The organism is Streptomyces caelestis, assembly GCF_001279005.1.
Taxonomy (GTDB): domain Bacteria; phylum Actinomycetota; class Actinomycetes; order Streptomycetales; family Streptomycetaceae; genus Streptomyces; species Streptomyces heliomycini.
On the sequence record NZ_LGCN01000225.1, the window covers coordinates 1 to 23047 of the forward strand.

A 23047-nucleotide genomic window follows, 5' to 3' on the forward strand; every position below is an offset into this window, starting at 1 on the left:
AGAGCTGCCAGGTCAGCAGCCGCACGGCGTCGGAGGACAGCCGGGGGTGCCGGATCAGGTCGTGGGAGAACTGGGAGAAGCCGCGCGGGGGCGCGATATGGTGCCGGTACATCACGGTGGAGCTGGTGCCTTCCACTAGTGGTCCAGGCCCTCGCGAACGGGGTGCAAGCCGTCGCGGGGGCCGATTTGTTGCGACACTACCGCACGGAAAGTAGGCACACGTACGCGTTGAGTGAAGATCCCGCGGCTCACCCTTCGGCGGGCCGGAACCGGGTGAGGTGACGCTCCGTCCCGTGACCGGCGCCCTCGCCCTCTAGGCGGTGAGCCGTTTCCAACCTCAGCTTGACGTCGCGAGGTGAAGCGCGAGCACGGCCTTGACCAGGTCGGTGATGCGGGTGGTGCTGCGGCTAGCTGGACGACCTCCGCGAGTCCGGAGCCATCACGTTCGCCGCAGATACCATCCTGCTACTCCACCGGGAGGACGCCTGCACCCTGGACACCCCGCGGGCCGGCGAAGCCGATTTCTACGTGGCGAAACACCGACAGGGGCCCACGGCGGTGATCATCACCGCGTTCCAAGGCCACTACAGACGGTTCGTCGACATGCCGCAGACCTGACCTCCGCCTCTGTCCCAAGCCTCACCGGACGGGTTCGAGCAGATCCACCGTGGTCAGCCCGGTCTCGCCGTGGACGAGCTGGAGGGCGACTTCGGCGCGGGCAGCCAGGTCGAGGGGGTCAAGGTCCTCGGTGTAGGAGGCGTGGACGATGCGGTCGAGGCCAGCGCCGAGGAGCGGGGCGGCAGAGCGAAGGGACGCTTCGAGCGCGACACCGTGGGTGGCTCCGCCGTGGAGGATGATGTTGCGGGTCCGGTAGAGGCGGCGCATGGCGATGCGGAACGCCTTGGTGACGTCGTTGAGCTGGGATCGGCTAAGGTGGTTCCAGACTTGAAGGGGCACTCGCTTCGGCCACTGCCCCTCTTTTCTTTGGCTCGCACACCACCCGGTGGTGTGCGAGCCATTTTCTTTACACGCGATCAGCGCGCACGGCAGGGAAACGGCGGCACGGCTAGGCAACAGGGCAGGTGAGCGGGAGGACGCCTTCGGTCAGCCGACCGGCGAGGTGGGTGTGGGGGGCAGCGGCTTCCGTCAGCCAGTCCGCAGCGGTCAGGCCGTCGACCAGGGGACGCAGTTCGCCCTGGCCCACCGGCACCCAGATGACGAGGACTCCAGGGTCTGTCGTCAAATGATCTTCGTTTGGGGATCGTGGTCGGGTGATACGTCGCCATGAACTGTCCGGTACCGAGTGGGCAACAGCCTCCGTCCCCTGGTCCCGGGCTGGCGCATCGTATGTGACGACAGTTCCTGACAGGACGGCCGCCGCACGTTCCGCCGGACCAGGTCGTTGGCCGTGGCTTCACCGGGCCTGGACCGGACGGGTCCACTTTGGGCGAGGCGGTCCCGTCCGGACGCGCCGGTAAGGCACGGTCCAGGTGAGGAGGCGGAATGCGGCACGAAGAGCACGAGATGACACCGGCCCGCTGGCTGATGGTGCCCGCGGGGGTGGAGATCGACCTCGACCCGCCGTGCGGGTCCGCCCGGTCCGCGGGCCGGCACCCGGGCGAGGAGTACGCGGCACGGCACGCGGCCGTCTGCCGCCGCTGCGGCGCACCGCAGCCGTCGCGCAACGGGACCTGAGGCGGGGCCCGGGCCTCAGGCGGCGGAGACCGCCGGCGCCTGCGCGTACGTCGCGTGCGCGGGGAAGTGCGGCAGGACGTACTCGCCGAGCTCCCGCAGCACCTCGGCGGCCGGCCTGCGGCCGTGCCGGAGGTCGAGCACGACGTGGTGCACGCCGGTGTCCCGCAGCCCTTCGAGGTGGCTGCGCAGATAGCGCCGCCCGGTCCGGTAGCCGAGCGGGATGGCGCGGGGGCGGGCGTCGGGCCGGTCGACGAGGTCGAGGCGGAGCGTCTGCGCGAACGGTTTGCGGGGCTCGCCCGCGTCGTGGACCGCCTTCCGCCACAGCGCCGTGGTGCGGCACTGCTGGATCAGCGGGCGCGGCTCCATGAGCCAGCCGTCGGCGTGCTCGGCGATCCACGGCACGCTCTGCCGGCTGTGGCCCGTCACCAGGACCGGGACGCGGCCGCCGGACGGCTCGGACGGCCCGGGCGGCACGCCCGCGTCGCCGAAGGCGCCGTGGTGCGGGCCGGCGGCCGGGGAGTCCTCCGTCCACAGGCGGCGCAGGGTGGAGACGGCGGTGCGGAACAGCGCCCCGCTGTCGTCGCGGTCGGGCCCGTACGCGGGGAACTCCACGCTCCGGTCCCCGGCGGCCGCGCCGAGCACCAGGCGCCGTCCGCTGAGCAGGTCCAGGCGGGCGGCGGACTTCGCGGTGTCGACGGGACGGTGCGGCGGCAGCACGGTCGAGCCGGTGGCCAGGGCGATGCGCGAGGTGCGCGCCGCGATGTGGGTCAGCCAGGTCCAGGGGTCGTACGCCCGCCCGGTGTCGCCGAACGCCGGGGCCGGCGGCGGGATGTCACGCGCCCACAGGGCCGCGAACCCGGCGCGCTCGGCCTGGACGGCGCGTTCGGTCTGCCCGGCGGCGTCCATCCGGGCCGCCGGCCCGTCGTACGGCTCCAGGGGGAGGAACACGCCCAGGGTCAGGGCGCCGGGGCGGAACATGCGCGCGTATCCGGGGTGCGCCGCGAACCGTGAGTCGAAGCAGGACATACGGCCTCCGAGGAAGAATTCGCCCACTGCCACCGGTCTCCGTGCGTCAACGTAAGGGCCGCCTCCCTCCCCGCCTGCCGAAACCGCGCACCGTACCTGGCCGGTCCGCGCACCGCGCCGCCGTGCCCGCCCGCGCCCGCGTAGCCTCGAAACATCCTCTTGACCAGCACGTTTGCCACGCCTTGGTCTCGTCTTGGACGCCCCGTCCGAGGCTGCCTGAGCACGCAGTCGGGAACGAGTGGCGAGGTGGGACGGAATGCAGACCAGACTGCACAGGCGCACCATGCAGGACGAGCTGTTCCCCCCGGCACCGGGGGACTCCCCCGAGCGCGTCCTGGAGGAGCTGAGCACGGTGCTCTTCGAGTCCCTGCCGCGCAGCGACCAGCGGCGCCGGGGCGTGGAGTACGTACAGGGCCTGCTCGGTGTCGAGGGCCGCAAGTCGATACGGAACATCTCCTCGTTGTTCGGCGGTGAGGCGGCGGAGCAGAGCCTGCACCACTTCATCAGCGGTTCCACCTGGGACTGGAGTCCCGTGCGCCGCGCCCTCGCCCGTCATCTGGAGGAGCTCGTGCCGGCCCGTGCCTACGTGCTGCGGCCGATGGTGATCCCCAAGGCGGGCGACAGTTCGGTCGGTGTGGACCGTCGTTTCGACCCCGCCCGCGGCCAGATGACGAACGCGCAGCAGGCCGTCGGCGTGTGGGCGGTGTCGGACGAGCACAGCACTCCCGTCAACTGGCGTCTGCACCTGCCGGAGGCGTGGCTGGACGACGCCACCCGGCGCCGGCAGGCGTCGATCCCGGAGAGCGCCTCGGCCGAGACCATGGACCAGTGCTGTGTGGAGGCGTACTGCGGCACCGTCCGGGACTGGGGCCTGCCGGCCCGTCCGGCCGTCATGGACGCCCGCGAGGCCGACGTCGCGGGGGTCGTGGCCGGGCTGCGGGCCGTGGGGGCGCCGATGCTGCTGCGGGTCAGCGCCAACCTGCGGGTGGCCGCGGTCGACCCGGGTCTGCCCCGTACGACCGCCGAGACGGAGATGACGGCGCACCAGCTGATGCTGGTGGCGCGTCCGCTGCGCCAGCCGGTCATCCAGCGCGGGCCGGACGGCGGCGGTGTGCACGCGGGTCTGACCGCGGCCGTCAAGGTGCGGCTGCCCCAGCGCGCCTCCCGCCGGCCCTCCCGGCACGGCGGCCTGGTGCTCCTCGGCGTCGGCGAGAACGGCGGGCGCTGGCCGGGTGAGCTGTGGCTGACCAACATCACCGACCTGCATCCCGCCCAGTTGCTGCGGCTGATCCGGGCGACCCGGCGCGTGGAGCAGGACTTCGCGAGGATCGCCGAGCGGGTGGGCGTGAAGGACTTCTCCGGCCGCTCCTTCAACGGCTGGCACCGGCACGCCACCCTCGCCTCGGCCGCCCACGCCGTCGCGGTGCTGTCCGGTACGGCCGAGCCGGCGGCGGAGGTGGCCTCCGTGCCCGCGTGAGCGCGAGGAGCGGCGCAGTGTACGGACGGGTCAAGGCCCTGTCCGAAAATCATCGCCCGTTGTGTCAGCTCACCGACCGATCCGGCCGGTGAGCTGACGGACTCTGCGGGGCAGCTGACGGATTGCCGGAACGGCCTTTGGCGACCTCCGAAGCGGCGGAACAGGATCGGCGGACCGATCCGTCCGAGTGCCCGAGGAGTCCACCATGGCCAGCCAGTCGCAGGCCGCAGGCAAGCGTCCGGGTGTGTCCGCCGTCGTCGCGGGCCCGTCCCGCGCCGTGACCGGGAACCGGGTCGTGGTGCGCACGTCGGCCGGGCGGGTGGCCGGCGAACGCGCCGGCCGCGTCGCCGTCTTCCGCGGCGTCCCGTACGCCGCACCGCCGGTGGGCGCCCTGCGTTTCGCCTCCCCGCGGCCCCCCGTGCCCTGGTCCGGCGTGCGGGAGGCCGTGCGCTTCACCGACGTCTCCTTCCAGAGCGTCATCCCCAACCGGCCGGTGCCGCCCAGCGACGAGGACTCGCTGTACGCCAACGTCTGGACGCCCGACCCCGGCGGCAGCCGGCCGGTCCTGGTCTACGTCCACGGCGGCGGCTGGCAGGCCGGGGCCGGCAGTCTGCCCGCGTACGACGGGGCGCGGCTCGCGCACCGCGGCGACCTGGTCGTCGTCACCTTCAACTACCGCCTCGGCGTCCTCGGGTTCGGTCTGCACGAGGACCTGGCCGACCCGGAGACCGGGCACTTCGCCAACTGGGGGCTGCAGGACCAGGAGGCGCTGCTGCGCTGGGTGCACGCCAACGCCGCCGCCTTCGGCGGGGACCCGGGCAACATCACCGTGTGCGGCACCTCGGCGGGCGGCGCCACGGCCTGGCAGCTGGCGCTGCTGCCCGCTCTGCGCGGCCTGATCCGGCGCATCGTGTCGATCAGTCCCAGCCACGTCACGCCGCCCGCCACCGCCCTGACGCCCGAGGACTCCCGCACCGCCTACGAGGCCGTGGCCCGCCGTCTGGGCACCACCGTCGCCGGGTTGCGGGCCGTGCCGGCCGCCGCGCTCGTCGGGGCCTGGGACGAGGTCTTCGCCCCGCGGCCCGAGGACCGGATCGTGGGCAGCGGGCGCTGGTACCGCGGCCCGGTCGTGGACGGGCGCACCATGCCCGCCCACGACCACCGGATGCCGACGCCCGACGTGCCCGTGCTGTCGGTCCACACCAGCACCGAGGGCGCCTTCTACACCGGCCCGAGTTCCCCGCAGCCCGCGCCCGCCCCCCGTGACGACGCCGAGCTGGTGCGGGTCGTGCGCGAGGTGCTGGACCTGGGCCGGCCGGGCGCCGGTGACGACCTCGCGGCCGCCTGCGCCACCGCCTACCGGGCCGCGGCCCAGGACGCCGGTCTGCCGGCCGACCCGCTGTCCCTGTGGACCGAGGTCCTGGGGGACGCGTTCTTCCGGCACCAGATCGTCCGGTTCGCCGAGCGCCACGCCCGGCTCGGCACCAGCCCCCTGTACGCGATGGAGTTCGCCCACCCGGCGCTGCCGCCCCACTTCGGCACCCCGCACGAGGCGACCTCGCCGTTCCTGTTCGGCACCCACCGGCTGCCGCAGTTCGCCCCGGTCTTCGGCGACGGGCCCGTCGAGCGGCTGCTGTCCGACATCTTCGTCGACGCCGTGGCCGCCTTCGCCCGTACCTCCGCCCCCCACACCCCGAACACGGCCGACTGGCCGCCGTTCACCCCCGGAGCACCCAGCACGCTCGTCCTCGGCGGGCCCGGCATCGCCGAGGTCGCCCGCACCCCGAAGCTCGCCCAGCTCGGCTTCTGGGACACCGTCGGCTGGGAGCCCCGCCTCTGACCCGCCGTCACGCACGGCGCATGGACCGGTCTCTTTCCCGGGCCGGTCTCCCCACCACCCGCGCGCCCGTATGCGTGGGCGCACTGCCCACTTCTTGCGTCTGGAGAGATTCGTGGACAACTCGCTCGTCGATATCGAACTCAAGTTCGCTCCCCAGCAGCCGCCCTGGGACGACCCCGATCAGGTGCGCCGGGTCCGGTCGGACCTCGCGAGCCGTCCCCCGCTGGTGCGCGGTGACGACGTGCGCACCCTGCGCCGCCAGCTCGCCCGGGTCGCGGCCGGCGAGGCCCTGGTGGTGCAGGCCGGGGACTGTGCGGAGGACCCCAACGAGAGTTCCGCCGGGCACGTCGCCCGCAAGGCGGCCCTGCTCGACCTGCTGGCCGGCGCGCTCCGGCTGGTCGCCGGCAAGCCGGTGATCCGCGTGGGCCGCATCGCGGGACAGTTCACCAAGCCGCGTTCGCAGTCCACCGAGCAGGTCGGCGGTCTCGAACTGCCCGTCTACCGCGGCCACATGGTCAACGATCCCGATCCCACGCCCGAGGGCCGCCGGCCCGATCCGCTGCGCCTGCTGACCGGCTACATGGCGGCCGACGACATCATGAGCCACCTCGGCTGGAACGGATCGTCCGGGTCGGACCGCATCGACCCCGCGATGTGGACCAGCCACGAGGCCCTGCTGCTCGACTACGAGGTCCCGCTGCTGCGGAGCGAGGCGGACGGGACCCTGCTGGCCTCCACCCACTGGCCGTGGATCGGGGAGCGCACCCGGCAGCCGGACGGCGCGCACGTCGCCCTGCTGGCCGGCGTGACCAACCCCGTGGCCTGCAAGGTGGGCCCGCGCACCACCACGGACGAGGTGCTGGAGCTGTGCCGGCTGCTGGACCCGCGGCGCGAGGCGGGACGGCTCACCCTCATCGCCCGCATGGGCGCCGGCGCCGTCGCCGACGCCCTGCCCCCGCTGGTCGAGGCGGTGCGCGAGGCCGGTCACCCGGTGATCTGGCTGACCGACCCGCTGCACGCCAACACCGTGACCACCCCCGGCGGATTCAAGACCCGTTACGTGGAGGCGGCCGAGCGCGAGGTCGTCGCGTTCCACCAGGCGGTCGTGGACCACGGCGGCGTCGCCGGCGGTCTGCACCTGGAGGCGACCCCCGACGCCGTCCTGGAGTGCGCGGCGAACGAGACGGAGGCCGCCAGGATCGGCGACGCCTACGAGAGCTTCTGCGACCCGCGGCTCAACGCCGGCCAGGCCATCTCCGTCGTCTCCGCGTGGCACATATGAGCCGCCCCGGGCGTGGCGGTCCCCACCCGCACGGCAGTGAAGGAGGAAGGCACGACATGCAGCACACGAGCGAGAGCAGACTGGCCCTGGTCACCGGCGCCGCCGGCGGCATCGGCACGGCCGTGGCCCGCGTCCTGGGCGAACGGGGTGTCGCGGTGGCCGCGGTGGACCGCGACGCCGAGCAGCTCGACGAGGTGACCGAGAAGATGGGCGCGGACGGGCTGCCGGTGTCGCCCTTCGCCGCGGACGTCACCGACAGCGCCGCGGTCGAGACCGTCGTCGCGGAGATCGAACAGCGCCTCGGCCCGGTCGACTACCTCGTCAACGCCGCCGGAGTGCTGCGCCTCGGCGAGGTGAGCACCTTCAGCGACGACGACTGGAACAGCACCTTCGCCGTCAACACCACCGGCGTCTTCCACCTGTCGCGCTCCGTGGTGGGCCGCATGGTGGCGCGCGGCCGCGGAGCCGTCGTCACCGTCGCGTCCAACGCGGCCGTGACGCCCCGTTCGGGGATGGCGGCGTACGCGGCCTCCAAGGCGGCCGCGGAGATGTTCACCAAGAGCCTCGGCCTGGAGGTGGCCCGGCACGGCATCCGCTGCAACATCGTCGCGCCCGGCTCCACCGACACCCCGATGCTCAGCTCGATGTGGCAGGACGCGTCCGGTCCGCACGCCACCATCGCCGGGAGCCCGGAGGCGTTCCGGGTCGGCATCCCGCTGGGCAAGCTCGCCCGGCCCGCCGACGTCGCGCACGCCGTCGCCTTCCTGCTCTCCGACGAGGCCTCCCACATCACCCTGCACACCCTGACCGTCGACGGCGGGGCCGCCCTGGGCGCCTAGCGCCCGTCGCGCGCGGCCGGAGAAGGAACGCGGTCCGGTGGACCGCGGGCCCGCACCGGCCGCGCGGCTCCCCCGCGCCCCCTCGGGGCGCGGTCCGCACCGACGAGAAAGGACACCGAGCCCCGATGACCGGCCTCCCGCCCATCGAGTCCTACCCCCTGCCCACCTCGTCCGAGCTGCCGGCGAACACCGCCCCGTGGATCCCCGATCCCGCCCGCGCGGTGCTGCTCGTCCACGACATGCAGCGCTACTTCCTCCAGCCGTTCCCCGAGCCGCTGCGCGGCCAGCTCGTGCACAACGCCGCCCACCTGCGCGAACGCTGCGCCGACCTCGGCATCCCCGTCGCCTACACCGCCCAGCCCGGCGGCATGAGCACCCACCAGCGGGGCCTGCTCAAGGACTTCTGGGGGCCGGGCATGCGTCCGGCGCCCGCGGACCGCGCCGTGGTCGACGCCCTCGCCCCCCGCGACGGGGACTGGCTGGTCACCAAGTGGCGCTACAGCGCCTTCCACCACACCGACCTGCTCACCCGGATGCGTTTCCACCAGCGCGACCAGCTCATCGTCTGCGGGGTCTACGCCCACGTCGGCGTGCTGATCACCGCGGTGGAGGCGTTCAGCCACGACATCGAGACGTTCCTGGTCGCCGACGCCGTCGCCGACTTCGACGAGAGCCGCCACCGGATGGCCGTCGAGTACGCGGCCGCGCGCTGCGCGGTCGTCACCACCGCCAAGGAGGTCTTCGCATGACCGGCACCCGCGCCGGACGCCCCCACGAGGGCGGTCTGCTCGACGAGATCCTCGGCCCCACGCCACCGCCGTTCGCCCTGCTGCACCGCCCCGAGGCCACCGGCCCCGGCGTGCTCGACATCCTCGTCGGCGAGGTGTCGCACCCCGGGACCCTGGCCGGCATCCCGCTGCCCGAACCGTCCGGGGCCACCGGCGCCCCCCGGCACGAGGTGCTCGCCCTCGTCCCCTACCGGCAGATCGCCGAACGGGGCTTCACCGGCCACGACGACGGCACCCCGCTGGTGGCGCTGAGCGTCGCCCGGCAGGAGACCGCCCCGCTGGCCGCCGTACTGCAACGGCTGCCCGACGACCCCATCCGCACCACCGGAGCCCGCTTCGACGTCGACGACGACGCCTACGCCGAGACCGTCCGGCGGATCATCGCCGACGAGATCGGCACCGGCGAGGGCGCCAACTTCGTCATCAAGCGGACCTTCACCGTCGACATCTCCGACTACACCCCGCGCAGCGCCCTGACCTTCTTCAAACGGCTCCTGGAGAACGAGAAGAACGCGTACTGGACGTTCGTCGTGCACACCGGCGAGCGCACCCTGGTCGGCGCCACGCCCGAGCGGCACATCAGCGTGCACGACGGCACCGCGGTGATGAACCCGATCTCCGGCACCTACCGCTACCCGGCCACCGGCCCCACCCTCCCGGAGGTCATGGACTTCCTCGCCGACCGCAAGGAGGCCGACGAGCTGTACATGGTCGTCGACGAGGAACTGAAGATGATGGCCCGGATCTGCCCCGGGGGCGGCCGGGTGACGGGCCCCTTCCTCAAGGAGATGGCCCGGCTCGCGCACACCGAGTACTTCATCGAGGGCGAGACCGCCAGCGACCCGCGCGAGGTGCTGCGCGAGACCCTGTTCGCGCCGACGGTCACCGGCTCCCCGCTGGAGAGCGCCTGCCGGGTCATCGGCCGGTACGAGCAGCAGGGCCGCGGCTACTACAGCGGCGTCCTCGCCCTGATCGGCCGGGACGCCGAGGGCGGCTCGGCCCTGGACTCCGCGATCTGCATCCGCACCGCCGACATCGACGCGCGCGGCACGGTGCGCATCGGCGTCGGGGCCACCCTGGTGCGCCACTCCGACCCGCTGTCCGAGGTGGCCGAGACCCACGCCAAGGCCGCCGGGCTGCTCGCCGCCCTGGAGGGCGGGGGCGCGGCCCGCTTCGCGGCCCACCCCGAGGTGTGCCGGGCGCTCGAGGCCCGTAACGCGACCATCGCCGGGTTCTGGCTCGCGGACGGGGCGCGGCCCGCCGGGCGGGCGGCCCTGCCGGCGGGCCGCAGGGTCCTGGTGGTGGACGCCGAGGACACCTTCACCTCGATGATCGGGCACCAGCTGCGCTCCCTGGGCCTGGAGGTGACGGTCACGCGCTTCGACGAGCCGTACCGCGTCGAGGGCTACGACCTGGTGGTGATGGGCCCCGGCCCCGGTGACCCGCGCGACCTGGCCCACCCCAAGATCGCCCACCTGGACGGCACGATCGCGCGGCTGATCGAGGAACAACGGCCGTTCCTGGCCATCTGCCTCAGCCACCAGGTGCTCAGCCGCCGCCTCGGCCTGGACCTGGTGCGCCGGTCCGTGCCCAACCAGGGCGTCCAGCGGGACGTCGACCTGTTCGGGCGGCGCGAACGCGTCGGCTTCTACAACACGTTCGCGGCCTCGAGCGGCGAGGACAAGGTCGAGGCGGACGGGGTCGGCGTCGTCGAGATCGCCCGCGATCCCGACAGCAGGGAGGTCCACGCGATGCGCGGCACCCACTTCGCGTCGATGCAGTTCCACCCCGAGTCCGTGCTCACCCAGAACGGGGTCGCCATCACCGGCGAGCTGGTGCGCGGCCTGCTGAGCGGATCCCCGCTGGCGTCGGCCGCGTGACGCCCGGCGGCCGGCCCGGCGCGAGGGGCGCCGGGCCGGCCGCCATCTGACGTACTCCCCCGCGACCTGACGGGTTCGGCGCCCGGCCTTTGCCCGGGGCGGGGCGGGATCGGGAGCATCGGCCTGCGCGGAAAGGCCCGAACTCTGACGGAAGGGTCACACAATGATCACCACGGGCATGGCCCGGTCCGGCCGGACGAGCGCAGGCATCGCGATCCTGGGAACGGGGTCCTGCCTGCCCTCGCACGTCGTCGGCAACGACGAGGTGGGAGCCGCCGCCGGGGTCACCGACGAGTGGATCCGGCGCAAGACCGGGATACGCAACAGGCGCCGGGCCAAACCGGACGAGGCCACCTCGGACCTGGCGATCGCCGCGGGCCGGGCCGCGATGGAGGCCGCCGGCATCGTCGCCGCCGACCTCTCGCTGATCGTGGTCGCGACCTCCACCCCCGACCAGCCGCAGCCGCCGACCGCCAGCGTGGTCGCCGACGGCCTCGGCGCGGGCCACGGCGCCGCCGCGTTCGACGTCAACGCCGTCTGCAGCGGCTTCGTGTTCGCGCTGAACGCCGCCCAGCACGTCCTGGCGGGCTCCGACTCGCCGTACGCGCTGGTCATCGGCGCGGACGTGTACTCCCGCATCCTCGACCACGCCGACCGGCGCACCGCCATCCTCTTCGGCGACGGCGCCGGAGCGGTGGTGCTCGGCCCGGCCCGGCCCGGACGCGGCGTGCTGGCCGGACGGCTGGCCGGATTCGGCGCCGAACGCGACCTGATCGAGGTGCCGGCCGGGGGCAGCCGCCTGCCGGCGAGCGCCGAGACCCTCGCCGAGGGCCTGCACTACTTCACCATGAACGGGCGCGGGGTGCGCGACTTCGTGAACGCCACGGTCGCCCCGGCCATCACCGCCTTCGTCGAGGAGGCCGGCTTCACCACCCGCGACGTCGACCACTTCGTGCCGCACCAGGCCAACGGGCGGATGCTCGAGGACCTCTCGGCCACGATCGGCATCGTGGACGGCCACACCCGCTTCAGCTACGAGGACTTCGGCAACACCGGAGCCGCCTCGGTCCCCGTCACCCTCGACCGGGCGGCCCGCTCGGGAGAGCTCGACGACGGGGACCTCGTCCTGCTGGCCGCCTTCGGCGGCGGCATGGCGATGGGCCTGTCACTCCTGCGCTGGCAGCGCCCCCACCCCTCACTCAGCACCATGTACGCCTAAGGAGACGGTGATGTTGGACGGCATCATGGACGACTACCTGCGTCGGATCGGCGCGACGCGGCCCGAGCGCGCGGACCTCGAAGGGCTCCGCCACCTGATGGAGCGCCACCTCCTGTCGGTCCCCTTCGAGAACCTCGGCTACCACCTCGGCGAGGAGATCTTCATGGACGAACGCGTCCTGCAGAAGATCGTGCGCGACCACCGCGGCGGCGGCTGCTTCGAGGTGAACCCCGCCCTGTCGTTCCTGCTGACCTCGCTCGGCTACGAGGTCGACATCCTGCCGGGCTGGGTGCACCGCCCGGGCGGGGTCCTCGGCCCCTTCCTCGGCCACCTGGCGCTGCGCGTCAAGGCCGACGGCGAGGAGTGGCTGGTCGACGTCGGCTTCGGCCGCAACAGCCGCTTCCCGCTGAACCTGGCCTCGCGCGAGGTCCAGCACGACCCGCACGGCGACTACCAGCTGCACGACGTGAGCGACGGCGTCATCGACGTCCACCTCGCCGGCAAGCCCCTGTACCGGGTCGCCGACCGGCCGGTGACGATCGACGACTTCGCCCCCGCCCTGTGGTGGTACCGCACCTCGCCCGACTCGTCGTTCCTGCAGGGCCTGTTCTGCTCCATGCGCACCCCCGACGGCCTGATCACCCTCAAGGGCAACCGCCAGGTGAGCATGGTCGCCGGCGAGGAGCGCTCCAAGTTCGCCCTCGACGGCGGGCCGGAGACCCTGGAGGCCTACAAGAAGTACTTCGGCATCACCCTGGACCGCCTGCCCGACGAGCCCGCCGGGGGCGTCACCGCCGGCGTGCGGACGGATTGAGCACGATGACCGACAACACCACCCAAAATTCCGGGACCGCGGCCGGCACGTCCGACCTGGACGTGCTGGTCGTCGGCGCCGGACCCACCGGCCTGCTGACCGCCGTGGAACTGATGCGCCGCGGCATACGGGTGCGCGTCATCGACCGTGCCGAGAAGCCGTCGACCACCCCCAAGGCGCTGTCCGTGTGGCCCCGCGCCCTCGACATCCTGGAGGACGCGGGACTCGCCGACGGCGTCATGCGCGAGTCCGGCCTGGTCAACCGGCTCAGCTACTTCTCCGAACGCAAGCCGCTCGCCTCCTTCGCCCTGACCGAGGACACCGCCTGCCGGGTGCTGCCGCAGCACGTGACCGAGCGGCTGCTCGCCGAGCGCTTCGCCGGGCTCGGCGGCAAGGTGGAACGCGGGGTGCGGCTGCTGGCCCTGGAGGGCGTGGACTTCTCCGGCGACATCGGCGCGAGCGACGGCGTCACCGCCGTCGTGGAGCTGCCCGGCGGAGGCCTCGACCGCATCCGGGCGCCCTTCGTGGTCGGCGCCGACGGCGCCGGCAGTGCGGTGCGCGGCCAGCTCGGCATCGGCTTCCAGGGCAGCACGTACGAGATGTCCTTCGCGCTCGTGGACGCGCGGATCGAGGGCGAACTCCCGTCGGACGAGTGCCTGTTCTACCAGGCGCCCAGCGGCGCCCTGGTCGTCGTGCCGATGCCCGGCGGCGTCTACCGCTTCCTGTCCGTCATGCCGCAGGGCCGCCACGAGGTCTCCCTGGAGATGATGCGGGGGATCCTCGAGGAGCGCGGACCGCGCGGGGTGCGGCTGACCGAGGCCGTGTGGCAGGCGGTCTTCCGCGTGCACGCCCGGCACGCCTCCGACTTCAGCGTCGGACGCGTCTTCCTCGCCGGCGACGCCGCGCACGTGCACAGCCCGGCCGGCGGCCAGGGCATGAACAACGGCCTGCAGGACGCCCAGAACCTGGGCTGGAAGCTGGCCGCCGTGATCCGCGGCGAGTCACCGGCGTCGCTGCTCGCCGGCTACGGCGCCGAGCGCTCGGAGGCCACCCGCCAGATCGTGCGCGACACCGACCTGCAGACCCGTGCCTGGGTGGCGAACAGCCGGGCCAAGGTGCTCGCCCGGGACGCCGCCTTCAAACTGCTCGACCGCACCGGCGCCGTGTCGCGGTTCTACACCCCGGTGATGGCCGGACGGCGCCTGGCCTACCCGCCGGTGCGCGACACCCAGCTGCCCTCGGGGCTCGCCGGCTGCCGCGTGCGCAACCGGATACCGGGCGGGCTGAAGGACGGCGCCGTCTTCCCGCGGCGGCACGCCCTCGCGTACGGCATCAGCGGACCCGACGTCGACCCGCACGCCTGGACCCTGGTCCTCGCGCCGCCGTCGAAGGCCTGGCACGCGGAGGCCGGGCACGTCGTGGCCCGCCACGGCGAGGCGGTGCGCACCGTGGTGCTGCGGCGCCGCGAGAGCGCCTTCGCCACCGGCTGCCGCAGCGCCGGGTACTGGCTGGTGCGGCCGGACGGACACGTCGCGGCACACGGTCACGAGGCCGATCTCGGCCGTCTGGAGGCCGAGCTGAAACAGGTCCTGAACAGCTAGAACGGTTGTACGCGAGGCGACTTGACATTAAAAGAGGCGGGCCCTTCTGGCGGACATTGCCGATGCGTAATGTCCACAACATGAAGCTGCGAGAGGGCGTGGAGTGGGCGGTGCACTGCTGCATCAACCTGTCCTGGGTCTCGCCCGACAGGGCGGTGCCCGCCGCCCGGCTGGCCGAGTTCCACGGCCTGCCCGCCGCTTACCTGAACAAGCAGCTGAACGCACTGGGACGGGCCGGCCTCGTCTCGTCCCGCTCCGGACCCCGTGGCGGATTCCGTCTGGGCCGCGAACCGGAGGAGATCACCCTGATGGACGTGGCGGTGGCCATAGACGGTTCGGCACGGGCCTTCCTGTGCACGGGCATCCGCCACCAGGGCCCGGCCGGCGGCATCGCCGACCTGGCCGGCCACCGCACCCCCTGCACCGTGGCCCAGGCCTTCTCCCACGCAGAACTGGCCTGGCGGCACAACCTGGCGAGCCGGACGATCGCCGAGCTGGCGGACACGGTCCGGCGGGCCAACCCCGCGGCACCGGACCAGGTTCGCCGCTGGTTCGACCGGACCTGAACCGGAACCGAGAGCGCACCCCTGTAAGCGCCGGGGCCTCCCCGGCGGTGGCGCCCAGCGCGCCCGTCCCATCCATGACCCCGTAGTGAAAGGCACAGTCATGCCGTCTTCGGCCACAGGCGCCGCCACCGAGGCACCGCGTCGGCGCCCTGGACTCCTCCTGGCGCTGCTGGCGTTCGCCCAGCTGATCATCTCCATCGACTACAACATCGTCTACGTCGCCCTCCCCGAGATCGGCGACGGACTCGGCTTCTCCGCCCAGAACCTGCAGTGGGTGATCAGCGCCTACGCCGTCGCGTTCGGCGGGTTCCTGCTGCTCGGCGGCCGGGCCTGCGACCTGTGGGGCCCCCGCCGCATCTTCATCCTCGGCCTGTCCCTGTACGGCGTCTCCTCGATGCTCGGCGGTCTGGCCACCGACCCCTGGGTGCTGGTCGCGGCCCGCGCGGTGCAGGGCATCGGCGGCGCGTTCCTCTTCCCGGCCACGCTGACCCTGGTCTCCACCAAGTTCGCCGAGGGCAAGGAGCGCAACCGCGCCTTCGCCGTCTGGGGCACCGCCGGCGGTTCCGGCATGATCCTCGGCTCCCTCCTCGGCGGCGTCCTCACCGAGGCGTTCGGCTGGGAGTCCGTCTTCTACGTCAACGTCCCGCTGGCCGTCCTCGCCATCGCGGCCGCCCTCCCGCTGATCGCCCCCGACGCCAAGGGCGGCAGCCGCCGCTCCTTCGACCTGGCCGGTGCGCTGACCTCCACCGTCGGCACCACCTCCGTCGTCTTCGCCCTGGTCCAGGGTCCGGAGTCGGGCTGGGGCTCGGGTCTGATCATCGGCGCACTCGTCCTCGGCGCGGCCCTGCTGGCGGCCTTCGTCGTCATCGAGAAGCGCAGCAGCGACCCGCTGATGCCGCTGCGCCTGTTCCGCAACCGCAACCTGAGCACCGGCGCCGGCGTCACCTTCTTCTACATGGCGACCTTCGGCACCCTGCTCTACTTCCTGACCGTCTACTTCCAGGGCGTGCACGGCTACAGCGCGCTGGAGACGGGCCTGGCGTTCCTGGTCCCGATGGTCGCCATCGCCATCGGTGCCCAGACGGCCGGCCGCCTGGCCACGAAGTACGGCCTGCGCGCCATCATGATCGCCAGCCTGCTGGTGGGCCTCGTCGGCACCGTGATCCTGGGCCTGACCCTGGCCACCGACGGCTCCTACGTCGCGCTGATCCCCGGCATGGTCGTCATGGGTCTCGGCCAGGGCGCCGGCTACACGCTGATGTTCGGCGCCGCCACGGTCGGCATCGACCCGATGGAGCAGGGCATCGCCTCCGGCTGGGCCTCCACCACGCAGCAGATCGGTGGCGCGGTCGGCCTCGCCGTCCTGGTGGCCGTCGCCAACTCCGGCCTCGAGGGCCTCACCGGCGAGGCGCTGCGCTCCGCCACCACCGACGGCCTGCGCACCGCGGTGTACATCGCCGCAGCCGGCATCGCGCTGACCGTACTGGTCGCCCTCGGCCTGGAGAAGCCGAAGAAGCGGACCGTCTCCCAGGGCGGCGAGGCCACGGCCGCCGTCCCCGAGAAGCCGCAGGCCGCCCAGGTCTGACCCCCCACTCCGGCGCGCCCACCCGGACGCGCCGGTCGCCGGCCCCTCGCACCGACCATTCCCCCGCGGGTGCGGGGGTCCGGCATGTCCGCCGCCTGCCCCGGCGCGCCGGGGCAGCGGCATGCCGTGCCGTGCCATGCCGTCCGGGGAATGTCCCGCTCCCACACCGCGTTCATTACCCCAGGGGGTATAAAAAGCCACCACTCCGGTGAAACGGAAGGAACCGTCCCATGAGCACCGTCGCCCTGACCGCCGCGGACTTCGAGAACACCGTCACCGACAACGACATCGTCCTCGTCGACTTCTGGGCCGCCTGGTGCGGACCGTGCCGGATGTTCGCCCCCGTCTACGAGAAGGCCTCCGAGGTCCACACCGACATCGTCTTCGGCAAGGTCGACACCGAGGCCGAGCAGGCCCTCGCCGCCGCCGCGGACATCACCTCGATCCCCACCCTGATGGTCTTCCGGGAAGGCGTCCTGGTCTTCTCCCAGCCCGGCGCCCTGCCGCCCCGGGCCCTGGACCAGCTGATCACCGCCGTCCGCGAGCTCGACATGGACGAGGTGCGCGCCTCCCTCACCGCCCAGAGCCCCGGCCGGTGACCGCAGCCGGTCCCCGGCCCGCCCTTCGAGAGGAACACCCCATGGTCCAGCTCCCCGCCGACCAGGTGCGGTCGGCAGCCAACCGGCTCAAGCGCGCCCAGGGTCAGCTCGCCGGCGTCGTGCGCATGCTGGAGGAAGGACGCGACTGCGAGGACGTCGTCACCCAGCTCGCCGCGGTCAACCGCGCGCTGGACCGGGCCGGCTTCGCCATCGTCGCCAGCGGACTCAAGCAGTGCCTGACCCAGGAGGGCGGAGCCGAAAGCCTCGACACCCAGAAGATGGAGAAGCTCTTCCTCTCCCTCTCCTGACCTCTTTCCCGACGCTTCCGCCCCTCATCGGGGATCGGCTCCGACGGCGCCGCAGGAGGCGCCCGGAACCGGTTTCCCCGGCAGTCGCGGACCGTGCCGGTGTGCGGGCCGGCGAGAACCCGCGCCCCTCACGGCCCAAAGCCCGTGGACGGCCTCGTACGGCATGTCGAGGACCAGCCCTGTCCTCTCCCCCTCCCGGCCCGGGGAGGTCAGGCGGCGGAGAGGGCGTTCAGGGCCGCGTCCAGCCTGGCCGTGGCGTCGGCGGCGACCGGTTCCAGGGCGGGCAGGCCGGTGAGGGTGACCATGGTGCCCGGGTCGAGCGCCTGGACGAGGGTGTGGTCGCCGTCGCGGCGGACGACGACGTTGCAGGGCAGGAGCAGGCCGATGGAGCGGTCGGCCTCCAGGGCCTGGTGGGCGAGCGGCGGGTTGCAGGCGCCGAGGATCAGGTAGTCCTCCATGTCGTGGTCGAGCTTGGCCTTGAGGGTGGCCTTGACGTCGATCTCGGTGAGGACGCCGAAGCCCTGGTCGGCCAGGGCCCGGCGCACGGCGGTGACGGCGGCGTCGAAGTCGGTGCCGGTCAGGCGGACGGTGCGGTCGTAGGACACGGTGCGCTGCTCCTTCGGTGCGGAAGGCCTGCTTCCTCGCTACCCCGCCAGGTACCCGTCGCGGTGGACGCGATACCGGGCTGCCGGGCGTGGGCGGCGGCTTCCTGGCCGTGCCCGCCCTGGTCACCGCCCTGGTCTGCGAGACGCGGGCCGCCGTCGGCACCAGCCCGCCGGCCGTCACGGCCGGCTCCCCGGCCTCGCCCGCCACTCGCCCGAGCGCCGCCGTCTCCCTCGACCGGACGGTCGTCGGCCCCTTCGTCGCCGCCGCCCTCCTGGGCGACCGGGACGGCGAACGCCTCGCCGCGAAGGTCTCCGCACCCGCCCGCAACGGGTCTTCGCGCTCCTCCCGCCGGCCGTGGCCGCCTTCATGCTCGCCGACGCGGTGACGTGAGACGCCGCCTCAAGCCGGCGGGCCGGTGCTCAGGCCAGCGACAGGAACAGCTTCTCCAGCCGGGCGCGCATCCGGTCCCGGTCGCCGTCCATCTGCCCCTCCTGGGTCATGCAGTGCTGCAACCCCGTCGCGATGATCGCGAAACCGGCCCGGTCCAGCGCCCGGGAGACCGCCGCGAGCTGCGTGATCACGTCCTCGCAGTCCCGCCCCTCCTCGATCATCCTGATGATCCCCGCGATCTGGCCCTGCGCCCGGCGCAGCCGGTTGAGCACGCTCTTCAGCTCCTCGGCCGCCATGTCCAGTTCCACGCATCCTCCTTCATTGATACCCCAAGGGGTATTCTAGTCCGTTCAGTGCTTCTCCCGGACGAAAAGACGAAAAGCAACCTCACGCACAGCAGCACCCCCGTCGTCATCGATCCCGCCCCGGCCGCCGAGCGCCTGAGAACCTACGCCGCGAGCGCGCCGCGACCGCCGCCAGTCCCAGGGAACGGACCGGCCCCACCGATTCTGTGGAAGCTTCGACGGGTGATTCGCCTGGACGTGAGCATGATCCAGGCGTGCGGCCGTTCGGCAACCCGGCGTCAGACAGGACGATGAAGCCGGGGACGCTCTTCGGTCGGCTGGCGGTGAGGGGCGGTACGTCATCCGACTGCGGAGCGCCCTTCCGCCAGGAGCGACGCCGACGGCCCGGCCGTAAGTACCTGTTCTCGATCCTCGGTTTTGAGTAGCTTTGGGTCTTGGCCCGACTGGGTGTCCGAGGGCGCCGGCAAGGCTGCGGGTCCGCGCCGCCCTCGACTGGATCGAGACGGCCGTCGACACCGGCAAGGTCGACGGCGACGGCGAACCGGCCCGCCTCCCGCAAGGCGAATAGGGCGGTGCTGCGCGCCTCGGAGCGCAGATCGGCGGCGGCCCGACGTGTGCGTGCTCGGACTGCCGGGTCGGTGGGTCAGGTCCATGACCTCTGGTGAGGGATCCACGTGCCATGTGCTGTTCCGCTGAGCACGGGGTTGAGGAAAGCTCCGGCCGCCGCGGCCGCTTCGGCAAAGCTGCTGCAACCCTGTAGACCGAGAACGATGGCGGCTTGCCGGGGATATCCGTCGTGCCAGTCGGGGCCGGGGGCCTTGAACACGACGGGAGGTACGACGCGGATGCCGAGGCTGCGCCGACGGTCCACTTCGCGATGGAGGGCTCGACAGGCGGCTGGACCGGGTACGGTCTCCTGCTGGCTGATCAGGAGGAGGTCGGCCAGGTCACGGTAACGGTTGGATCCGTGTTCGCCGTTTTGACCGTGCCGCTCGTACATGGCGCAGATCTTGTCCGCTAGATGGTCGATGACGGGGTAGAGGCGGACCTCAGGCCAGTCGACAGGCCACTCGATGTCGACGGCGGACTTCAAAGTGCGGACCTCGGGAGTGCCGGCCAAGGTGCGGCCGACGACGAGATCGACTTTGATGGTGGCGACGTTGGCCGATCCGAGGAAGACCTGGAAGTACTGCGCCCCGCCGCGCCCTTCGTCACTGTGACCGAGGAACTTGCCGGCGACGTACCGCAGGTGGTCGCCGAGGTCAAGGGAGGCTGCCTCGACGACGAATTCCCTGGCTTCCTCGGCGCTGCGGTCCGGATCGGCACACTGCAGGTCGATGTCCTGACTGAGCCGGGCGGCCCCCCGGTAACGGACGAGCAGTGCCTGGCCACCCTTGATGAGCCAGCCGTCGGGTTCCTTGATGAAAACGCGAGCGGCCAGACGGTTGAAGTAGAAGATCTTCATGAGATCGGAGACGCTCATGCCGGTCTTCTTCGACATGTTCTTCGCGGACTGCGTCAGTGCTGCTCGGAACGCTGACGGACTCGCATAGCTCTTGGCCACGTACGACTTGCTCCCCAACTACTCCCTGGAACAGCCGACTTTATACAGGATCATGCCTGCACCTCCTCTCTTTTGACTTATTGCCGTCTGGCGCGGAATCGTCCCCCGAGTCGGGTTCCTCCATGCTGCCCGAATCTTCCGCTTCCGGGTGCTGTGGCGCGCGTGGGAACGCTTCCGCGGCTCCGGAGGAGGACATGGCGTCCTTGAGCGCTCCGGCAAAGGGCGACAGTGTCTCCCGCTGGGGCTGGAGAGCGCGCAACGCAGGAGAGAGTCCGGGCATGGCCTTTCCGAGTGGCGCCAAGGTCTCGGACTGCTGCGCGGCGATGTTCCGGAACAGGGAAGCGTACGCCTCTCCCCTCAGGACTTCCAGGAAGGGCTTCACCGCATCGGCGGCATGGATCTGAGCGTCGAGGTACCGCGCCAGCGCCACTCCGGCGCGGGCGACTTCCTGGGAGCAAAGGGACCGCCCTGCCTGGCCCACCAGATGCTCGATGAGTTCGTGACCCGTGGCCGCTGCGGGCAGGCCGTACTTGTGGGCATACGGCTGGACCGCGTCTGCCAGCACGCCGATGTCCACGAGGTCGCGGCGCTCCGCGTCGGCGATCACACCGCCGACATGGCCACCGTCGGTCCTGGCGCGCAGGAGATCGACGACGGTGCGCGTCGCGGTGGTCACCGGCAGACCGTCGACAATGGTGATGTCCTCGGCGTCCGGGCAAGCGGTGCGCAGCCGGACGAACGGTTCGGTGGTCGTGCGGCGGCGCGGCACACTGATCTCCACGTCCGGGGCGGGAATGTCGCCGAGGCCGTGCACCTGGCAGGCGGAAGCGTGGGAGACGACACCCGAGTCCTGGCCACCCAGGGGGCGCTCCCACGCGGGAACGCCGGGCTGCAGGCGCAGCCAGGCCACCTTGATCTCCAAGTGTCGGGGCAGGCCGGCAGCCGCCAGGGCATAGACACCACGGCCCACGTTCTCCAGCAGGCCGACTTCCGTCAGCCGCATGAGCTGGACGCCCCCGACGCCCAGACTCCTGGCTTGCGCGGAGGTCACCAGCCCCCACTGATCGGCGGCCATGCCCGACAACGTCGCCAGCTGCTCAGCACGATCCATACAGAGAAGATTACCCACTAGTGCAGAGTTTTTTACATTCAGGGCGTAACAAACACTGCGCTTAATCCAACGACCTGTAACTTTCTCTGCCCATCTGGACGAATGCTCCCTTCGGCGGGTGAGGGAGGCATCGGCCGGAGCACGAAGGACTCCGGCCGACCTCTTCGCTGTGCCGGCGCACCGGTACGGCTCGGGCGCGATGCCTCGTACGTCCTCGTGCCACGGGTGCCTCAGGGCGCGGGCGGAAGGGTCCGCGCGAAGACGTCCCAGGTGCGGTTGGTGTCGCCGGGAACGATGTCGGAGTCGAGCGATTCGAAGACGAACGTGCCGCCGTCGCCGGTCATCGCCACCCGCCCGGGATAGCCGGTGGCCGGACCGCCGTCCTTCGTGACGGTCACGAGCCGCCCCTGACCCGTCTCCCGGTCCCACTGGAAGAGCGGCGGAAGCGGCCCCGTGTTCGGGCCGGCGACGCCCGCCATGAAGAGCACGAAACGACCGTCGGCGCTGAGCGAGCCGTAGCTGGTGGGTTGGCTGAACGGGATCGGCCGGGTGGTACCGGTCGACAGCTCGCGGAGGAAGGTGGTCGACTTCTGGTCGTTCGCCGTCACCGTACTTCCGTCGGAGCGGTGGAAGAGCACCAGGCTGCCGTCCGCGCTCAACGACAGCCCGCTCACGGCCCGCTCCGGCGTCGATCCGTCCTGCGAGACGTCCACCGTCTGCCGTTCGCCGGTGCTCCGGTCGAGGAGGTAGGCGTGGCCCTTCCCGGGGCCCTTGGGGAAGTACCTGACGTCGGTGTACGCGATGCGCTGCCCGTCGTCGCTGATGACGGGGTTGCCCGCGTAGTACGTCTCGGTCGCGGTGTTGGGGTGGCTCACCCACTCCGTCGTGCCGTCCAGCAGGTCGCGTACGTACACCCGCGAGCCCTCGGCCGCCGTCACCCCCGAGGGGCGGCTCTGGGTGAACACGACGTGGCGGCCGGAGCCGCTGATGCGGGCGCCGGACGGGGAGCCGCCGGTGAACTCACCGAGGTCGAGGTCCACCCGCCGGGTGAGGCCCGTCGGCAGGTCGCGCACGTACAGGCCGTTGGACGACCTGAACAGCATCCGGTCCCCCGAGGCGCTGAAGTCGTACACGTCCGCCGGGGCGCCGTCGAGGGTCACCCGCTCCAGCGTGCCTTCGTGCAGGTCGCGCAGGTACGTCTGAAGACCGGACGGGACCGGGTCGGAGGGCACGAGGTTCGTCGCCCGCGAGACGAAGGCGATGTAGCGGCCGTTCCTGCTGATCACCGAGTTGAACGACGTGTCGTCGCTCTGCGTCCCGTCGACGCCCACACTGATCCGTGTCGTCGCCGTCCCACCGTCCCCGGTGTCGGCGCCCGCCGTCCCCATCGGCAGCAGCGCCGCCAGCAGACCGGCCCCCAACGCGCCCGCCACCGCGGGTGAAAGTCTTCGCACGTCCCCTCCCGGACATCCGTGGCCCCCGCCCCCTGCGGAGGCACTCCGCGATACAAACGCAGCGGGCCCGACGCGGGCAATCGGTTCGATGACGTACA

23 protein-coding genes and 2 pseudogenes are annotated in these 23047 nt (G+C 72.2%); 17 read left to right on the forward strand and 8 right to left on the reverse strand.

Annotation, left to right across the window (positions count from 1 at the left end):
- Nucleotides 1-411 precede the first annotated feature (411 nt).
- Nucleotides 412-618 (forward strand): annotated as a pseudogene (locus ADK41_RS39915) (DnaB-like helicase C-terminal domain-containing protein); the annotation flags it as partial.
- A 21-nt stretch (nucleotides 619-639) separates the two neighbouring features.
- Here ADK41_RS39915 and ADK41_RS42575 read toward each other — a convergent pair.
- Nucleotides 640-957, reverse strand: a complete 318-nt coding sequence (locus ADK41_RS42575) for a hypothetical protein (RefSeq protein WP_030835603.1) — start codon at nucleotides 955-957, stop codon at nucleotides 640-642.
- Nucleotides 958-1066: 109 nt separating this feature from the next.
- Nucleotides 1067-1243: a hypothetical protein gene (locus ADK41_RS41825; protein WP_158717722.1), complete on the reverse strand. Its 177-nt coding sequence runs from the start codon at nucleotides 1241-1243 to the stop codon at nucleotides 1067-1069.
- 260 nt (nucleotides 1244-1503) lie between these two features.
- Between ADK41_RS41825 and ADK41_RS28160 the strand changes: the two genes are divergently transcribed.
- Nucleotides 1504-1695, forward strand: a complete 192-nt coding sequence (locus tag ADK41_RS28160; RefSeq protein ID WP_030835600.1) for a hypothetical protein — start codon at nucleotides 1504-1506, stop codon at nucleotides 1693-1695.
- Nucleotides 1696-1710: 15 nt separating this feature from the next.
- On the opposite strand, the gene ADK41_RS28165 is transcribed toward ADK41_RS28160, so the two are convergent.
- The gene (locus ADK41_RS28165) at nucleotides 1711-2754 is read right to left on the reverse strand and encodes a TIGR03571 family LLM class oxidoreductase (RefSeq protein ID WP_234319115.1); all 1044 of its coding nucleotides are present in this window, start codon (nucleotides 2752-2754) and stop codon (nucleotides 1711-1713) included.
- A gap of 223 nt (nucleotides 2755-2977) precedes the next feature.
- Between ADK41_RS28165 and ADK41_RS28170 the strand changes: the two genes are divergently transcribed.
- The 13 genes from ADK41_RS28170 to ADK41_RS28230 all read left to right on the forward strand — a co-directional run bounded on the left by ADK41_RS28170 (nucleotide 2978) and on the right by ADK41_RS28230 (nucleotide 17519).
- Entirely contained in the window at nucleotides 2978-4198 is a 1221-nt protein-coding gene (locus ADK41_RS28170; RefSeq protein WP_234319114.1) for an IS701 family transposase, read from the forward strand.
- A 205-nt stretch (nucleotides 4199-4403) separates the two neighbouring features.
- Nucleotides 4404-6038 (forward strand): carboxylesterase/lipase family protein, encoded by a 1635-nt coding sequence (locus ADK41_RS28175; protein WP_037805244.1) that lies wholly within the window; start codon nucleotides 4404-4406, stop codon nucleotides 6036-6038.
- Between the two features lie 112 nt (nucleotides 6039-6150).
- On the forward strand, nucleotides 6151-7320 hold the full coding sequence (locus ADK41_RS28180) for a 3-deoxy-7-phosphoheptulonate synthase (RefSeq protein WP_030835587.1): 1170 nt from the start codon (nucleotides 6151-6153) through the stop codon (nucleotides 7318-7320).
- A 56-nt stretch (nucleotides 7321-7376) separates the two neighbouring features.
- Complete coding sequence (locus tag ADK41_RS28185; RefSeq protein ID WP_030835585.1) at nucleotides 7377-8159, forward strand: 2,3-dihydro-2,3-dihydroxybenzoate dehydrogenase; 783 nt, start codon at nucleotides 7377-7379, stop codon at nucleotides 8157-8159.
- A 125-nt stretch (nucleotides 8160-8284) separates the two neighbouring features.
- A complete protein-coding gene (locus ADK41_RS28190; protein WP_030835582.1) occupies nucleotides 8285-8908 on the forward strand; it encodes an isochorismatase family protein in 624 nt (207 codons plus the stop codon).
- Complete coding sequence (locus ADK41_RS28195; RefSeq protein WP_030835579.1) at nucleotides 8905-10827, forward strand: anthranilate synthase family protein; 1923 nt, start codon at nucleotides 8905-8907, stop codon at nucleotides 10825-10827. The genes ADK41_RS28190 and ADK41_RS28195 overlap by 4 nt, the downstream gene beginning before the upstream one ends.
- Nucleotides 10828-10990: 163 nt before the next feature.
- Complete coding sequence (locus tag ADK41_RS28200) at nucleotides 10991-12046, forward strand: 3-oxoacyl-ACP synthase III family protein (protein WP_234319113.1); 1056 nt, start codon at nucleotides 10991-10993, stop codon at nucleotides 12044-12046.
- Between the two features lie 10 nt (nucleotides 12047-12056).
- Nucleotides 12057-12860: an arylamine N-acetyltransferase family protein gene (locus ADK41_RS28205; protein ID WP_030835572.1), complete on the forward strand. Its 804-nt coding sequence runs from the start codon at nucleotides 12057-12059 to the stop codon at nucleotides 12858-12860.
- A gap of 5 nt (nucleotides 12861-12865) precedes the next feature.
- Nucleotides 12866-14461 (forward strand): FAD-dependent oxidoreductase, encoded by a 1596-nt coding sequence (locus ADK41_RS28210; protein ID WP_051843591.1) that lies wholly within the window; start codon nucleotides 12866-12868, stop codon nucleotides 14459-14461.
- 80 nt (nucleotides 14462-14541) lie between these two features.
- Nucleotides 14542-15027: an RrF2 family transcriptional regulator gene (locus ADK41_RS28215; RefSeq protein ID WP_234319112.1), complete on the forward strand. Its 486-nt coding sequence runs from the start codon at nucleotides 14542-14544 to the stop codon at nucleotides 15025-15027.
- Between the two features lie 100 nt (nucleotides 15028-15127).
- Nucleotides 15128-16612 (forward strand): MFS transporter, encoded by a 1485-nt coding sequence (locus tag ADK41_RS28220; RefSeq protein WP_051843589.1) that lies wholly within the window; start codon nucleotides 15128-15130, stop codon nucleotides 16610-16612.
- A gap of 230 nt (nucleotides 16613-16842) precedes the next feature.
- Nucleotides 16843-17211 carry a thioredoxin gene (gene trxA, locus ADK41_RS28225; RefSeq protein WP_030835560.1) on the forward strand — a complete coding sequence of 123 codons (369 nt, stop codon included), beginning with the start codon at nucleotides 16843-16845 and terminating at the stop codon, nucleotides 17209-17211.
- Nucleotides 17212-17252: 41 nt separating this feature from the next.
- Nucleotides 17253-17519: a metal-sensitive transcriptional regulator gene (locus ADK41_RS28230; protein ID WP_030835557.1), complete on the forward strand. Its 267-nt coding sequence runs from the start codon at nucleotides 17253-17255 to the stop codon at nucleotides 17517-17519.
- A 209-nt stretch (nucleotides 17520-17728) separates the two neighbouring features.
- Here ADK41_RS28230 and ADK41_RS28235 read toward each other — a convergent pair whose 3' ends face one another.
- The gene (locus tag ADK41_RS28235) at nucleotides 17729-18124 is read right to left on the reverse strand and encodes a DUF302 domain-containing protein (protein ID WP_030835554.1); all 396 of its coding nucleotides are present in this window, start codon (nucleotides 18122-18124) and stop codon (nucleotides 17729-17731) included.
- A gap of 89 nt (nucleotides 18125-18213) precedes the next feature.
- Between ADK41_RS28235 and ADK41_RS28240 the strand changes: the two genes are divergently transcribed.
- A complete protein-coding gene (locus tag ADK41_RS28240) occupies nucleotides 18214-18510 on the forward strand; it encodes a sulfite exporter TauE/SafE family protein (protein WP_051843587.1) in 297 nt (98 codons plus the stop codon).
- A gap of 34 nt (nucleotides 18511-18544) precedes the next feature.
- On the opposite strand, the gene ADK41_RS28245 is transcribed toward ADK41_RS28240, so the two are convergent.
- A complete protein-coding gene (locus ADK41_RS28245) occupies nucleotides 18545-18823 on the reverse strand; it encodes a metal-sensitive transcriptional regulator (protein ID WP_030835551.1) in 279 nt (92 codons plus the stop codon).
- 469 nt (nucleotides 18824-19292) lie between these two features.
- Between ADK41_RS28245 and ADK41_RS43515 the strand changes: the two are divergent.
- Nucleotides 19293-19388, forward strand: a pseudogene (locus ADK41_RS43515) (DUF6192 family protein); the annotation flags it as partial.
- Between the two features lie 75 nt (nucleotides 19389-19463).
- Here the strand turns inward: ADK41_RS43515 and ADK41_RS28250 are convergent.
- The 3 genes from ADK41_RS28250 to ADK41_RS28260 form a co-directional block, all read right to left on the reverse strand.
- Complete coding sequence (locus ADK41_RS28250; RefSeq protein WP_030835548.1) at nucleotides 19464-20384, reverse strand: nucleotidyl transferase AbiEii/AbiGii toxin family protein; 921 nt, start codon at nucleotides 20382-20384, stop codon at nucleotides 19464-19466.
- 40 nt (nucleotides 20385-20424) lie between these two features.
- A complete protein-coding gene (locus ADK41_RS28255) occupies nucleotides 20425-21495 on the reverse strand; it encodes a type IV toxin-antitoxin system AbiEi family antitoxin domain-containing protein (protein ID WP_051843585.1) in 1071 nt (356 codons plus the stop codon).
- Between the two features lie 230 nt (nucleotides 21496-21725).
- On the reverse strand, nucleotides 21726-22949 hold the full coding sequence (locus tag ADK41_RS28260; protein ID WP_158717721.1) for a TolB family protein: 1224 nt from the start codon (nucleotides 22947-22949) through the stop codon (nucleotides 21726-21728).
- Nucleotides 22950-23047: the final 98 nt, after the last annotated feature.